This window comes from Myxosarcina sp. GI1, from assembly GCF_000756305.1.
Lineage (GTDB): Bacteria > Cyanobacteriota > Cyanobacteriia > Cyanobacteriales > Xenococcaceae > Myxosarcina.
In genome coordinates this window covers 55,836-69,524 of record NZ_JRFE01000009.1, presented here as the reverse complement: position 1 = coordinate 69,524, position 13,689 = coordinate 55,836, and the positions used below count along the sequence as shown (strand labels likewise).

Below are 13,689 nucleotides of genomic sequence, written 5' to 3'. Positions count from 1 at the left end.
CGTTTTTGGTAAAACTTTATTTACATGCAAGCACCTTCTATTTTCTTTTAGTAAGGGAAATTTTTAGGAGTCTGTACGTTAACAGGAGCTACCGCATCGACGCTTACTGTAGGACCATTAACTCTAGAAGAATTGCTGCGACCCCGACGAGTTTCATGACGGACTTCTTGATGCTGGCGTGGGTTTTTACCGCCTACATTAACTTGAGTAGAATTGCTCGAACTTACATTACCCGTACAGCTTTCTTCTTTTTCAAATTGAGTATTATGGGTTTGCTCTGCTGGTGTTTTTCCTATATTTAACTGAATCCCTGTATGAGACTGTACGCACTGTGCGGAAGCTGATTCTGCTATTGACAATGGTATGGCAAGTAAACTGGCAATTGTCAATAAACCTGCGTTTAAGCGAATGATTTGCATCTATGTTCTCCTGAGTTTATTATTGGCAAATATTAGTAGATATATTTGTTTGGGTTACTGTTTGTTTCGACCCACTATTGTTGCTCTGGTGAGTTGATTGAACGGTTCTCGTTCTACAGCTAAAATCATGATTTATTTGCCTTGAAGTTGATGAATTAATTGCACTATTGTTAATAGAGTAATCATCTTCTATTTCATGCTCTATAGATCGCTGTGGAACTCGCATTTGAGTATTTCCCGTATCGACTTCAATGCTACCGTTCTCTTCTTTAACAATTGTCACCTCTCCTGCTTCCATTATTATCTGTTCGGCTAAAACGATCCCTGACGAACAAGTAATTGCAATAGCGATTGGAAACACCAGTTTTTTTAGTTTCATTTCTCGTACCCCACATAGTTTTGATTAGTTAGGGAAATTAAGTTAACGACGACTGCGGCGGCTAGAGTTACGCTGATTGACAGTTTGCTCGCTTTGGTTGTCATTTCCTTCTTGTAAGGAATCTTGAAAACTATCTTGTGCATTGCCAACGTTTTCACTGCGTCCGCGACGGTTGCTGTAGTTAGATTGACTGGTTCTTTGAGTTGAGCTATTGCGATCGCCAATTTGTGTAGTTACCTGTTCCGAAGTTTGCACGTTTGCCTCATCTGCTAAAGCAGGTACAGACATTAAACCGATGGTAGAAAGAGCCAGTAGACCAATTACAGAGTTTTTCATGATTTTGTCTCCAATTTTGTTTGATTGAGTTGTATTTTTGTTTCTTGTTTACTTGTATGTCTCGGTGCATAAATTTATGCACTTTTACAGCGGACATTGACTGAAAAAGTGCCGAAATACTCTTAGAAGGCAATGTTTAACGACGACTGCGGCGGCTAGAGTTACGCTGATTGACAGTTTGCTCGCTTCGGTTGTCATTTCCTTCTTGTAAGGAATCTTGAAAACTATCTTGTGCATTGCCAACGTTTTCACTGCGTCCGCGACGGTTGCTGTAGTTAGATTGGCTAGTTCTTTGAGTTGAGCTATTGCGATCGCCAATTTGTGTAGTTACCTGTTCCGAAGTTTGCACGTTTGCCTCATCTGCTAAAGCAGGTACAGACATTAAACCGATGGTAGAAAGAGCCAGTAGACCAATTACAGAGTTTTTCATGATTTTGTCTCCAATTTTGCTTGATTTAAGTGAATTTTGTTTCTTGTTTACTTGTATGTCTCGGTGCATCAACTTATGCACTTTTACCGCAAAAATTTCTTGGAGAAGGCATTATTTCGTTCTAGCATTAATAGCTCAAACTCAATATAGAAAAGCAACTCAGGCAATCAATCAGTTCAAAATTTTCAATAGATTCGCATATGCAGAGGCGATCGCACTTTTTCGGTTAATTATTTTGGCTGCTCTATAGCCACTCATTTCTGATTTAGTAGGGGTAACTTACGATAAATTACATCACTGTCTTGATGCAGTCGCTGCACGAGGCAAAGACAAAAGGTTTGCAGTCTGGAGGCTGCCGACTTTCCTTATGGAAAAGGCGATGTGCGCTCCACGCGACTTGCTTCTTTCAGAGGCTGCGCTCGAAGTACGGCAGCGCATACGCGCAGAGCGTCGCCAGTCGTCGCAGACGACGCTCCCGCGTCGCGCACCGCGCTGCATCGCTTTTAGACTGAAGCCATTTAGTCGGCAGACAAGATTAATGAGCGTCTTTAGAGGTAATGAACAAATGTAACCAAACCAGAATAAGTAGAGGATTTATCCTAATCATTACCTCCAGAGGATTGTACAAAAGTTAAAATTAATTTGGAAAAATCCAGAACAGTCTGGGTATCTATATGTATGGCTTTCGACTTCCGCCCCCCTGTCCCAATCCTTAGTGTCTAAAAGACCAAAGTGAAGCGTCTGGGACAGAAAAGTGTTGTAGCAGTAAAGTTTATTCTCCGTTAGCCAAATTCTGATTAGTTACCGATGGTAATATTGGAGAAACAACATCTCCTTCTAATGTTTGTTGAAATTCAGGCATATTTTTACCTAGCTGCTGCATCAAACTTGCCATTTCCAAAGCGCTGAGAGCATAATTCCAACCAAGGTTACTTTTGATACCGGCTCGTTCGAGAGCTTGCTGCATCGAATCTACTGTGAGAACGCCAAAAACTACAGGTATTCCTGTTTGATAGCTAGCGGCTGCGACTCCTTTGGCTGCCTCAGAAGCGACATAATCAAAATGAGGCGTTTGTCCGCGAATTACCGCACCCAAACAAATTATGGCGTTGTAACGTTGCGAAAGTGCCATTTGGCGAGCCACCATAGCAATTTCAAAGCTACCTGGTACCCAAACGTAATCAACTTGAGTGCTATTGGGATTTACGTCAATTCCGTGACGTTTGAGACAATCTTGGCACCCTGCTAGTAATTTATCAGTCACTAAATCGTTAAAACGCCCAATGACAATTGCCAAACGCCAAGTAGATGTATCTTCTGTAAAAGTACCTTCAAAAATGGTCATGTAAATACCAGGTAATAATTTGCATATTATATTTACCAACGATCGCACATTAATTTACGACCGCGCGAGTAAGTAAACTCTGTTTTATACAGTTTAAACATATTTAGCATTTTGCTTTTTACCTGGTATGAATGAAGCGATCGCTTGAGAGTGAGAAGCAATCGCCACAAATTACGCATTATAAATAACCAAGCTGCTGGTGAGCCACTATTTCCCATCGAAGGTTCTTTGGTTCTTATAGTTAGAAACCTGAAGCTTCAGACGCAATGCGTAAAGCCTCTAAGTTTACTCGTGACAGTCGTCTTAGATAACGAAAAAATTGAGAATTGCCACTAGCACTACTAAAGCAGTCCAAATGCCAGAACCTATATACAACAGAGTTTTAGACTGCTCCCAATTTTGAGGTGAAGCGTAGGCTACAGGTACGCCAATCACCATTACAAATGAAAACAAAACTAACACGGATAATGTCAATTGAAACAAAAAAGTCATAGTTTATTCTCCTTAGACTGTCATGCAAAATTAGCAGAGCGTTTAATAAAATTTTAATTTGGTCAGATAGACTTGACTCGAACAAGAAAAACGAACCTGGTGAGAAAATTTCATCCAAAGAACGCGCTCCAATACGAGGCTTACTCTAACTTCGTAAATTTTTTTTCCTGAGTATTACGCTACCAAAAAGTGGCTACATCTGAGAAGACATATCCAATGTTGAGTATAAATAACTCTTGGAACTACCAAAAATAGATGACGTTTTTTAAAGATTTGTAAATTAAGTTTAAACTGACGCGAGCAAAAAGCTAAGGTGACTGATGAATATGGAGCGGAAACAGTTTTGCGTTAATAAATGTTAGATTCTAGAGCCAGCGGTATTTTATTACATCCAACTTCTTTACCCAGCCGTTATGGTATTGGCGATTTGGGTGAGAGCGCGCATGAGTTTGTTGATTTTTTGGCTGATAGTCACCAGCAAGTATGGCAAATTTTGCCAATTGGACCGACTGGTTTTGGTAATTCTCCCTATTTATCGTATTCGGCTTTAGCAGGTAATCCGCTGTTAATTAGTCCTACTATATTGAAAGTCCAAGGATTGCTGACGGAAGAAGATTTAAACAACTTACCAGAATACCCTGTCGATCGCGTCGATTACGATTTAGTACATGCTACTAAGCTGCCGCTACTAGAAAAAGCCTGTCGAGTGTTTCAAGAACGGGCGACTCACGAACAGCTAGATGACTTTCATCAGTTTGACAATCGCCACAACGATTGGTTGAGCGACTATGCTTTGTTTATGTCCCTCAAAGAAGCCCATAATGGAGGCAGTTGGTATCAATGGGATAAAAGCATCGCCAAGCGTCAACCCGAAGCGATGACCGAATGGGCGAGTCGTTTGAGCGATCGCATTTTTTACCATAAGTTTTTACAGTATCAGTTTTTTCGCCAGTGGCAAGAATTAAAACATCATGCCAATAGTAAAGGAATTAGCATTTTTGGCGATATTCCGATTTATGTCGCTCACGATAGCGTAGATGTTTGGGCGCATTCGGATATCTTCCACCTCGATCCAGTAACGGGTGAAGCCTCGTTAATGGCAGGGGTACCACCCGATTATTTTAGCGAAACGGGACAACTCTGGGGCAACCCCGTCTATAAATGGGAACAACTGCAAAAAACCGACTTTCACTGGTGGGTCAGACGAGTCAGAATTATGCTCGAATATGTGGATATTATTCGCATCGATCACTTTAGGGGATTTGAAGCATTTTGGGCAGTAAAACAGGGGGAAAAAGTTGCTACCAATGGCACCTGGCTCGAAGCTCCGGGAGCAGAATTTTTCACCATTCTCGAACAGCAGATGGGTAAACTACCGATTGTGGCTGAAGATTTGGGAGTAATTACCCCAGAGGTTGAAGAATTGCGCGATAAGTTTAATTTTCCTGGGATGAAAATTTTACATTTTGCTTTTGACGACAATCGCGAAAATGGTTTTCTACCTTTTAATTACGAAAATCATAACTGTGTTGTCTATACGGGAACTCACGATAATAACACTACAATTGGCTGGTTTTACGAGCGATCGCCAGAAGAGCAAGCTAGAGTAGTAGATTATTTGGGTTGCCTGTGCGATGAAGGCATTCACTGGGCTTTAATTCGCCTCGCGCTAGGTTCGGTAGCTAAAACCGCAATTTTTCCCTTTCAGGACATTTTGGGTTTGGGAGCGGATGCTAAAATGAATACCCCTTCAAAAGTAGGTCACAACTGGGAATGGCGTTGCCGTAGGGAAGCATTTAATCAAGAACTAAGCGGTCGTCTGCGCTATCTTACCTATCTTTATGGCAGGACTCCGAAGATAAGTAATAAGTAGAGAGTAGCAAGTAGCAAGCAGCAAGTAGCAAGTAGTCGGTAAAAATAATTTACCCATTACCCATTACCCATTACTTTTCTAAAGCCTAATATTACTTCCTACTCTATACCTTCTACTTTTTTTAACGAGAAATGAACGAGAGAATAGTTCTGGTAACTGGTGCGGCGCGATCGGGAAAAAGTGAGTGGGCAGAAAGTTTGGCAGCTAAAACGAGTAAATCTGTTGTTTACGTTGCTACCTCAATAATCAATCCCGAAGATAAAGAGTGGCAGGACAGAATTCTCAAACATCGGCAAAGAAGACCGAATAAATGGCAAACTGTATCGGCAACGCACGAATTGTCTGCAACAATAACAAAAGCTCTAGCTTCCGAATGTTTGTTAATTGATTCTTTAGGAACCTGGGTAGCTAATTTATTAGAATTAGATGCAGACTCCTGGTCTAAAACTAGCGAGACTTTATTGACTAGTTTGCAAACGTCTTCAGCCAAAATAATTTTAGTTGCAGAAGAAACTGGCTGGGGAGTCGTACCTGCTTATAAATCTGGTAGAATATTTCGCGATCGCCTGGGAGATTTAATCCGACAAACAGGTAGCATTGCAAATACAGTTTATTTGGTTACTGGTGGACACGCTCTAAATCTCAGTGTGTTGGGAACGCCTCTCAAATAATAGACTTCCCTTACTTAAAACATGTTTTTTTTCTCTTGAGTTGAATATTTAACTGTTTGTAATTTAAAAATTTACAGAAAAGGAGTCGGGAGTAAAAAACAAATTTGAAAAAAATATTTCGGTGCAAACAAGTTTGTAAGCCAATAGCGATCGCCGAAAGAAAACAAAAGTCTGTTTTAGGAAAAATTTGGCATTTTCAACTTACAGAAAGATAAAATAAATAAAATTGGTATTGCTAGAGAAACTCAGTGTCTTTGTTGACTTAGCAATATAAGCTTTATGTCTTCTTCTGCTATTTCCCCAACAGCCAAACTTCTCGATGGACCCAAAAAGTTTATTTTTCTCGCTAACCTACGGGCTATTATCGACCAGTTTGGTTCTTTAGATAAATACGAGCAAAAATATGGAGACATATTTTACATTCCCAAGTCGATGGGATTTCCGCCTTTAGTAATTTTTAGCAATCCCCAGGCGATCGAACGGGTATTTACTGCCAATCCTAATTTATTTGAGGTAGGCAAACAAACTTCTGCACCTGTTAAAGCTTTACTGGGAGATAATTCTTTGGTGTTATTAGATGGAGTTCGCCACCAAAGACAGCGCAAGCTATTAATGCCTCCTTTTCATGGCGAAAGAATGAAAAGTTACGGTCGGACAATGGTTGATGTTGTCAATAAAGTTATTAGTCAGTGGCAAGTCGGTCAAACTATCATTATTCGCAACTACACTCAAGAAATTTCACTGCAAGTTATTATACGGACTATTTTCGGTATCGATGAAGGAGAACGATATCTCTATCTCAAAAAAGTTTTGCTTGACTGGCTAGAAATATTTAATTCTCCTGTAAAATCTATTTTTCTCTTTTTCCCCTGGTTGCAAAAAGACTTGGGTGCGCTAACTCCCTGGGGTAAGTTTGTCAGACAAAAGCAAATTATTTATAGTATTCTGCAAACTGAAATCGATCGCCGTCGCCAAAATCTTACTTTGCAAGGAGAAGATATTTTAAGTTTGCTGCTGTCTGTCAAAGACGAAGATGAACAACCCATGAGCGATAGGGAAATTTGCGATGAGTTGATGACGATGCTGTTCGCAGGTCATGAAACAACCGCCAATACACTAGCCTGGTCGTTTTATTGGCTACATTATCTTCCTGAAGTAGGTCAAAAATTGCAAGCTGAGTTAAATAGTTTGAATAAAAATACTGACTCTAACGAGATCGCCAGGTTACCCTATCTAAATGCTGTAGTATCCGAAACCCTAAGACTCAATCCCGTCGTCGCTTTTGTCGGTCGTCAGTTGAAACAACCATTTAATCTAATGGGATATCAGCTAGAAGCAGGTACTTCTTTGTTGCCCTGCATCTATTTAACTCATCAACGAGAAGATATCTATTCCCAACCCAAACAGTTTAAACCAGAAAGATTTTTAGAAAAACAGTTTTCACCTTATGAGTTCATCCCTTTTGGTGGAGGCAATCGTCGCTGTTTGGGTTATGCCTTCGCATTGTTTGAAATGAAGTTAGTTTTGGCAACTATATTGTCTAAAGTAGAACTAGAACTTTTAGATAAACGTCCTTTAAAGTCTTTGCGTCGCGGTATTACTTTTACTCCTGCTGGTGGGGTCAAAATGAAAGTTAAAAATCTAAATTTAGACTTTTAGTTCTTTTAAAATGAGCAATTAGAAAAAACAGGCGATCGACTACAGAATTTTTCTAACTAAAACTACAGGATAGTAAAATACGCGATCGACATCGAATATGAAGCAAGATTTACCAGATTCTCTATTATCCGACACCAAATCTACTTTTTTAGCCGCACGCTACTATACAGATCCAGATTTACTTCCTCAAGAAATGCAAGCCATTTTTCGGCGAACCTGGCTTTATGTAGGAGATGCTGCCAACTTATCTACACAAAATAATGTTTGGGTAACGGAAGCCGCCAACTGTAGCATTCTAGTTACTCGCGACAATAATAATATTCTTAAAGCTTTTTACAACGTCTGTCCCCATCGTGCTTCTGTATTGGTTTCTCAATCTGGAATTCATTCACTTAAAAAAATTGTTTGTCCCTATCATGCCTGGGTTTATGAGTTGGATGGACAGTTACAAGGAACACCTGCCAAAGATGGTTTTCCCGAATGTTTTCACTATGAAGATTTTTCTTTAAAAGCAATTCGTTGCGAACAGTGGTTAGGATTTATTTTTGTTTGCTTTAGCGAAGATGCCCCTAGTTTAGCCGAACATTTGGGAGAAGTTCATTGCAATATAAAACAGCACTATAGCGATCTCACCACGCTATTAGTCAAAAAACAGTATTCTGTAGCCTGTAACTGGAAAAACTATCACGATAACACTCTGTGCGACTATCATGTTCGAGTGGTTCATCCTCATACCCTCGATCCGATTCAGGGTGCAGTACGCCATTACGAACATTTTTTTGATGAATATGTCAATTTACTCTACACCCCAACTACCAAAGAATGGCGATCGCAACATCGGGTTTTAGGTTCTCTCAGCGATCGCGCCAGACAGGGATTTTTTACCTACGGTATTTTTCCAAATTTACATCTATTGGCTTTACCCAACGGTGTTTTGGCTTGGCTGCGTATCGATCCCATGACTGTAGATACTTGTCGGATAAATTTAGAAATTTACGGTATTCCCAATTTTAGTCCTCCTGCCGCCGAACTAGAAAAAGATTTTGAAGCCTTTATGAAAGAAGATATGGAAATTACCGAAGGAGTGCAACAAGGCTATGCCAGTGGTGTTTATTCGGGCGGTATCGCCAATCAATTAGAAGCCCGTATTCTTCATCAGCAACGGCTAATTCGGTGTTTTCTTAATTTGCAGTAACCTTTTTACAGTGATATGGAACTCGCTACCTCTAACTTTCTAGTTTTCACCATGCAACAAGAGATTAATTATGGTCGCAAGTAAGCTTTACGTGGTGCTGGCGGCTCTCTGCTGGGGGTTATCAGGCGGAATCGGTGGTATTTTGATGGCAGACGGCTGGGACGCATTTGTGGTTTCGTTCTACCGAGGCGCGATCGGACTGCTGTTCGTCCTCGTCTGGTTAGCGTTGCGCCCGAACGGCAGTGGATTGGCTAGTCGCCGATTATGGTTCTGGTCAGCGATCGCTGGTCTCGGCGTAACTGGCAACTTCGCGTTTTATTTTATGAGCATGGCGCAGGGCAGCGTCGCGGTTGCGGTTACGTTGATGTACTGCGCGCCAGTGTTTGTGTATCTTGTATCATTTGCACTAAAGCTTGAAAGTCCTACCCCACTGAAGTTGACCGCAATCGCTGTGGTGATGTTTGGCATCGTGTTGCTTACCCAGATTTATGACATCAGCGCAGGCAGTGTCACACCGCTCGGCGTGGGTGCTGGATTGCTTGCCGGTCTGTCCTACGCAGTATTCATTTTCGGCTTTAAGTATGCGGCACCACACGGCAGTCCGCAGGCGATTCTCACGATAGCGTTCGCGGTACTTGCCACCATCACGATCTGGCCAAGCGATGTCGATCGAATCGTTGCAGTGTTGAGCACCCCAGATTTGCCGCTGTTCGCAGCACTGGGTGTCTTTGGCGCGGGATTATCATTCGTTCTTTATATCGTTGGCTTGAACAATATCGCGCCAGCTGTGGCTTCAATTGTGGCAATGCTCGAACCCCTCATCGCATCACTATTCGGCGTAGTGATTTTAAATGAAAGTCTGGTGGGTTCACAAATCTTCGGCATGGGACTGATTTTGGTCACAGTGACTGCATTGAGCTTTGATTCAAACGTTTGACGGACATCTACATCTTCTTAACTACTAGCTGAGTAGCGTTTCTCTCCATGATATAACTTTCTATAATTGTTATTGGCAAGTTTCAGCAGATTGCTAAGAATTGAGCATTAGATTTACTTCTCTGAAAAAGCGACCGCACCTATACTAATTCTAATTTAGGTTATCCAACCGTCTTTACAACTCGAATGTGTTGCGATCGCGCACGATATTTTGTCAGACAAAGCGATCGCTTTTGATGGGTAAGACTAATTCGAGCATTTTAGTTTTTAATCATCACTAATTATCTCAACAATTTTGTTGACTACTGCCTTTAGCTTTTCTGCTTTTAAACTACCTGCTTTGTAGAGAATTATTCCTTTATCGGCAGTAAATAGACGGTTGGGACAAATATTACTATTTTTGTTTAGTCCACCATTAGAAAAGTCGGCGTTTGTAATTGCTACGGCATAACGATCTGTTTTAACTTGACTGGTGATCTGACAGAGAATTAAATCATTTCCTGATAAACTAGCGACAACCAAAGCTGGACGACGTTTGGTTTGGCTTAAATCGGAAAAGCGGTCAGACCCCGCGTCGGCGTAAGACGCAAGGGAATGCTGACCAAGATGGAAAAGGAACGATAACCACATCTCCCTTTACAAATGTTGCCACGCTTCATCCTCTTCTGGAGATGACCAATCCTTAGCTAATGCTGCTTCACTAAGTAAGGTAGTTTCTAATTTCTCTTTTGTAAGATGTTTATATTTTAGATATCGAACAAAATTTAATATTTCTGGATACAGTGATTCTGGAATTTGTTCTAGTTCGGTTAAGAGAGATTCTTTCTCGTTCATGACTATAGCTAATCTGTAAAAATTAATCGCACCCACACTAATTCTAATTTAGGTTATCCAACTGTTTTTATGAATCGAATGTATCGCGATCGCTCACGGTATTTTATGAGACAAAAAGATTTAATTTTTGTGCCGATCGCGAAAATGGGTAAGAAAGTAATGCCACAATCTGCTTCGAGACTGGCAAAAACCAGATTAGTTAAAATGAGGCTATAGATTCGATATTTTACCCATTACTGCAAGTCATGACAGAACTTCTTCAGCAAGTCATTTCAGAAATTCAGAAGCTTCCTGCCGACCAGTAGGATGCGATCGCATCTCGTCTCATGGCTGAATTGAAAGACGAACAGCGATGGACAGAGCAGTTTGAATCAACCACAGATGAACAGTGGGATCGATTAGCCGATCTGGTGCGGCAAGAAATTTTAAGTGGCGACACTTCTTCGCTGGACAAAGTTTTTCCAATTGAGCCATGAAATCAAGCGTTACAAAAGCATTCCGTAAATGCCTCGAGCGACTTCTCGCATCCTTCTAACAACCACGTTGCAGCAGAATGTACAAGTCTTCTTTGTTGAGTTCGAATCGCATTATTTATTTTTATCTCACTGAATTGATTGAGTCTGGCGAGCGCACATACGCTAATTTTAATGGAGTAAAATACAGCTAAAAGCGGTAATGATTAGAGCAAATAAAGGATTGAAAACAATGTCGAAAACCATGACTTTTGAAGAAATTGAGCAAAATTATAATGGGCAATGGGTGTTGATTGCCTATACCGAAACCGATGAAAATTTACAAGTTGTTAAAGGAAAAGTAATAGCCCATTCTGTAAATAAACAAGACATTTATCAAGCTTTAGAAACGGCAGAGGAGCAAGCTCTAGCAATTGAATATCTAGGTCGAGTACCAGAAGATGTAGCTTATATTCTATGAGCAATAAAATTATTTATCGGTGTTATCGACAACAGAATTTATTGTGGTTGAGGGTGGCGGTAGGAAGCAGTGAAAATAAGCCGATAATTGTTAGGCTATTGGTAGATACAGGAGCAAGCTATACAGTCTACCGACACGGATATTGCAAAAAGCAGGCTGTAATTTAGACCGAGCATCAACAAAGAAAAAAATTGTCACTGCTAATGGTACGATTGATGTCCCAATAGTAACAGTGCCTTGGTTTAACTGCTTGGGAATTAAGCGAAAAAATTATCTCGTCGCAGGATTAGATTTACCAGCCAGTAGCTTCGTAGATGGTTTGTTAGGAATAGAGTTTCTAAGAGAAGTAGGCGCGATAATTGATGTTGCAAAAGCCGAAATTAAGGTAGAAAACCAAAACCAATAAAAACCAGTGAAAATTATAATAATACCTAAAGCAACGCGATCGCACTTATACTAATTTTAATTTAGATTATCCAACTATCTTTAGGACTCGACTGTATTGCGATCGCACACGATATTTTATGAGACAAAGCGATCGCATTATTGTCTATCGTGACTCCAGCAATTTATCTACTGTCATGTCAATATCGCTGGCAATTTTTCTTAACAGCGTTGGTGATATATCCTTTCCTTTGTGAAATGGAACTGTCGTACCTCTTCCATCTGGATGACGAAACTGCTTATGCGAACCTTTTTGCCGTATTTCAGCAAAACCAAGTTTATTTAAGATTTTGACAACTTCTTGCGGCTTTAAAACGGGTATATTGCCCATACTAATTAAATTGTAATTAGTTGCGTACCGACAAACTCTGTCTCAAAGTTGGGTTCGTCATCTTCTAAAAGCATTTCAATAACTTCTCTCAAGTTCTCTTGTAGTTCGTCTATGGTTTCTCCTTGAGAATGTGCGCCAGGAAAACCAGGAACATAACCGACATATAAGTTTGTATCGCGGTCTTTTTCAATAATGGCGGTGAATGTTTTCATTTAAGTTTAGAAGTTTGTTCTTATTTTACTAAATTTATCGATCGTGCGATCGCACCTACACTAATTTTAATTTAGGTTATCAAACTGTCTTTACGACTCGAATGTGTAGCGATCGCTTACGACATTTTATGAGATAAAGCGATCGCTTTAAACTGATTAACCACAATATTGGTAAAGTAAAACATCGTTTATTTTACTGCTAACTTGCGAACAAGCTTTTAAAAAGGAAGGTACTCACCATTGCATTCACACTCTTTATTTTTTCTCTTTTGGCAACTATCTATAAACTGAGATCGTTTTTTTTCAATCTGTTTTTTAATTTCTCCTTTTATACTACTATTTATGTACAAATTGTTGATTATTTCACAACTATCATCATTAATTAACTTTTTCAAAAGAAGATCGGGAATTTGATAACTACTTGCTACTTTTGCACGTATGTCTTTGCGTAGGTGATTAGCAGCCCATTCAATAAAAAATGTAGGTATATCTATATATTTTTGATAAAAACAATTAGGAAAAGATTCATATAGTTGTTCTAAAAAATTCTGGTTTTCTATTATTATTAAATCTAAATTACTGTTGGTCAGTACTTGTACGGGAAACTTGGAAAAAAGTTTGATTAATAGTTCGGGCGGTGTATTAGGATGTTGTGCTATTTTGTTATTAATAAAATCGTGACCAACACTAGCTAATTTTATTAATTCTGCTGACGTAGCATTTGTTTTTATTGATGGCTGTCCATAATCAGATTCTGGTGCAGTTTTAAATACAAACAAAGTTTGATGAAACTGGTATATTTTTTCGAGACTTATTGCAAAATCTATATCTTCTCGACAAGCGTAATCACATAATTCATAGTCATGTTGGGGGATAGTGTAGGGTATTTTGGCATAAACGTCATATCTTTTATGTTGGCGACGTATACAAATTTTTCCATTACAAATTTCAACATGAACAATACATTTATGAATTGGTACAGTATCATGTATTCCCCAAATCATAATCAAATAATTATTAAGATCCTCGCTAATCATCAATTTGGAAGTAACATTTTGATATTGGTATGGAGTTTTAATAAATCCTTTAAGAATATTCAAAATTAATTTGCGATATTCTTCTGTACTTTCCATTTTGTTTATCAGTTTTTTAAATTGCTTTGTACGAATTAATAAATATATTTTCTTTTCTTAGTCTCGG

General features: G+C 39.5%; 18 protein-coding genes and 1 pseudogene. 8 read left to right on the top strand and 11 right to left on the bottom strand.

Going from position 1 to position 13,689, the window contains the following annotated elements; all coding sequences use genetic code 11:
- Positions 1-47: 47 nt before the first annotated feature.
- From KV40_RS04655 to psbZ, 6 genes are all read right to left on the bottom strand, one after another.
- Positions 48-419, bottom strand: coding sequence for a hypothetical protein (locus KV40_RS04655; protein ID WP_036478399.1), 372 nt, complete (start codon positions 417-419; stop codon positions 48-50).
- Positions 420-438: 19 nt separating this feature from the next.
- On the bottom strand, positions 439-798 hold the full coding sequence (locus KV40_RS04650; protein ID WP_036478398.1) for a hypothetical protein: 360 nt from the start codon (positions 796-798) through the stop codon (positions 439-441).
- A 42-nt stretch (positions 799-840) separates the two neighbouring features.
- Complete coding sequence (locus tag KV40_RS04645) at positions 841-1,134, bottom strand: hypothetical protein (RefSeq protein ID WP_036478397.1); 294 nt, start codon at positions 1,132-1,134, stop codon at positions 841-843.
- Between the two features lie 136 nt (positions 1,135-1,270).
- Entirely contained in the window at positions 1,271-1,564 is a 294-nt protein-coding gene (locus tag KV40_RS04640; protein WP_036478396.1) for a hypothetical protein, read from the bottom strand.
- Between the two features lie 772 nt (positions 1,565-2,336).
- Positions 2,337-2,909: a 6,7-dimethyl-8-ribityllumazine synthase gene (gene ribH, locus KV40_RS04630; protein WP_036478394.1), complete on the bottom strand. Its 573-nt coding sequence runs from the start codon at positions 2,907-2,909 to the stop codon at positions 2,337-2,339.
- A 303-nt stretch (positions 2,910-3,212) separates the two neighbouring features.
- Entirely contained in the window at positions 3,213-3,401 is a 189-nt protein-coding gene (gene psbZ, locus KV40_RS04625; RefSeq protein ID WP_036478393.1) for a photosystem II reaction center protein PsbZ, read from the bottom strand.
- A 355-nt stretch (positions 3,402-3,756) separates the two neighbouring features.
- Between psbZ and malQ the strand changes: the two genes are divergently transcribed.
- The 5 genes from malQ to KV40_RS04600 all read left to right on the top strand — a co-directional run bounded on the left by malQ (position 3,757) and on the right by KV40_RS04600 (position 9,736).
- Positions 3,757-5,274 carry a 4-alpha-glucanotransferase gene (gene malQ / locus KV40_RS04620; protein ID WP_036478392.1) on the top strand — a complete coding sequence of 506 codons (1,518 nt, stop codon included), beginning with the start codon at positions 3,757-3,759 and terminating at the stop codon, positions 5,272-5,274.
- A gap of 131 nt (positions 5,275-5,405) precedes the next feature.
- Positions 5,406-5,945, top strand: coding sequence for a bifunctional adenosylcobinamide kinase/adenosylcobinamide-phosphate guanylyltransferase (cobU, locus tag KV40_RS04615; protein WP_036478391.1), 540 nt, complete (start codon positions 5,406-5,408; stop codon positions 5,943-5,945).
- Between the two features lie 279 nt (positions 5,946-6,224).
- Positions 6,225-7,604 carry a cytochrome P450 gene (locus KV40_RS04610; protein ID WP_036478390.1) on the top strand — a complete coding sequence of 460 codons (1,380 nt, stop codon included), beginning with the start codon at positions 6,225-6,227 and terminating at the stop codon, positions 7,602-7,604.
- Positions 7,605-7,701: 97 nt separating this feature from the next.
- The gene (locus tag KV40_RS04605; protein ID WP_036478389.1) at positions 7,702-8,799 is read left to right on the top strand and encodes an aromatic ring-hydroxylating dioxygenase subunit alpha; all 1,098 of its coding nucleotides are present in this window, start codon (positions 7,702-7,704) and stop codon (positions 8,797-8,799) included.
- Between the two features lie 70 nt (positions 8,800-8,869).
- The gene (locus KV40_RS04600) at positions 8,870-9,736 is read left to right on the top strand and encodes a DMT family transporter (RefSeq protein WP_036478388.1); all 867 of its coding nucleotides are present in this window, start codon (positions 8,870-8,872) and stop codon (positions 9,734-9,736) included.
- A 266-nt stretch (positions 9,737-10,002) separates the two neighbouring features.
- On the opposite strand, the gene KV40_RS04595 is transcribed toward KV40_RS04600, so the two are convergent.
- Together KV40_RS04595 and KV40_RS04590 are read right to left on the bottom strand one after the other, a co-directional pair.
- Positions 10,003-10,365 carry a type II toxin-antitoxin system PemK/MazF family toxin gene (locus KV40_RS04595; RefSeq protein WP_253274165.1) on the bottom strand — a complete coding sequence of 121 codons (363 nt, stop codon included), beginning with the start codon at positions 10,363-10,365 and terminating at the stop codon, positions 10,003-10,005.
- Between the two features lie 6 nt (positions 10,366-10,371).
- The gene (locus KV40_RS04590; protein ID WP_036478387.1) at positions 10,372-10,569 is read right to left on the bottom strand and encodes a DUF2281 domain-containing protein; all 198 of its coding nucleotides are present in this window, start codon (positions 10,567-10,569) and stop codon (positions 10,372-10,374) included.
- Between the two features lie 245 nt (positions 10,570-10,814).
- On the opposite strand from KV40_RS04590, the pseudogene KV40_RS37220 reads away from it, so the two are divergent.
- The 3 genes and pseudogenes from KV40_RS37220 (at position 10,815) to KV40_RS34055 (ending at position 11,908) form a co-directional block, all read left to right on the top strand.
- Positions 10,815-11,045 (top strand): annotated as a pseudogene (locus KV40_RS37220) (hypothetical protein).
- A gap of 199 nt (positions 11,046-11,244) precedes the next feature.
- Complete coding sequence (locus tag KV40_RS04580) at positions 11,245-11,502, top strand: hypothetical protein (RefSeq protein WP_216595525.1); 258 nt, start codon at positions 11,245-11,247, stop codon at positions 11,500-11,502.
- A gap of 142 nt (positions 11,503-11,644) precedes the next feature.
- Complete coding sequence (locus KV40_RS34055) at positions 11,645-11,908, top strand: hypothetical protein (RefSeq protein ID WP_052055351.1); 264 nt, start codon at positions 11,645-11,647, stop codon at positions 11,906-11,908.
- Between the two features lie 144 nt (positions 11,909-12,052).
- Here KV40_RS34055 and KV40_RS04570 read toward each other — a convergent pair whose 3' ends face one another.
- The 3 genes from KV40_RS04570 to KV40_RS31825 all read right to left on the bottom strand — a co-directional run bounded on the left by KV40_RS04570 (position 12,053) and on the right by KV40_RS31825 (position 13,622).
- A complete protein-coding gene (locus KV40_RS04570; RefSeq protein WP_036478386.1) occupies positions 12,053-12,277 on the bottom strand; it encodes a type II toxin-antitoxin system HicA family toxin in 225 nt (74 codons plus the stop codon).
- A 5-nt stretch (positions 12,278-12,282) separates the two neighbouring features.
- On the bottom strand, positions 12,283-12,489 hold the full coding sequence (locus KV40_RS04565) for a type II toxin-antitoxin system HicB family antitoxin (RefSeq protein WP_036478385.1): 207 nt from the start codon (positions 12,487-12,489) through the stop codon (positions 12,283-12,285).
- A gap of 218 nt (positions 12,490-12,707) precedes the next feature.
- Positions 12,708-13,622: an element excision factor XisI family protein gene (locus KV40_RS31825; protein WP_052055350.1), complete on the bottom strand. Its 915-nt coding sequence runs from the start codon at positions 13,620-13,622 to the stop codon at positions 12,708-12,710.
- Positions 13,623-13,689: the final 67 nt, after the last annotated feature.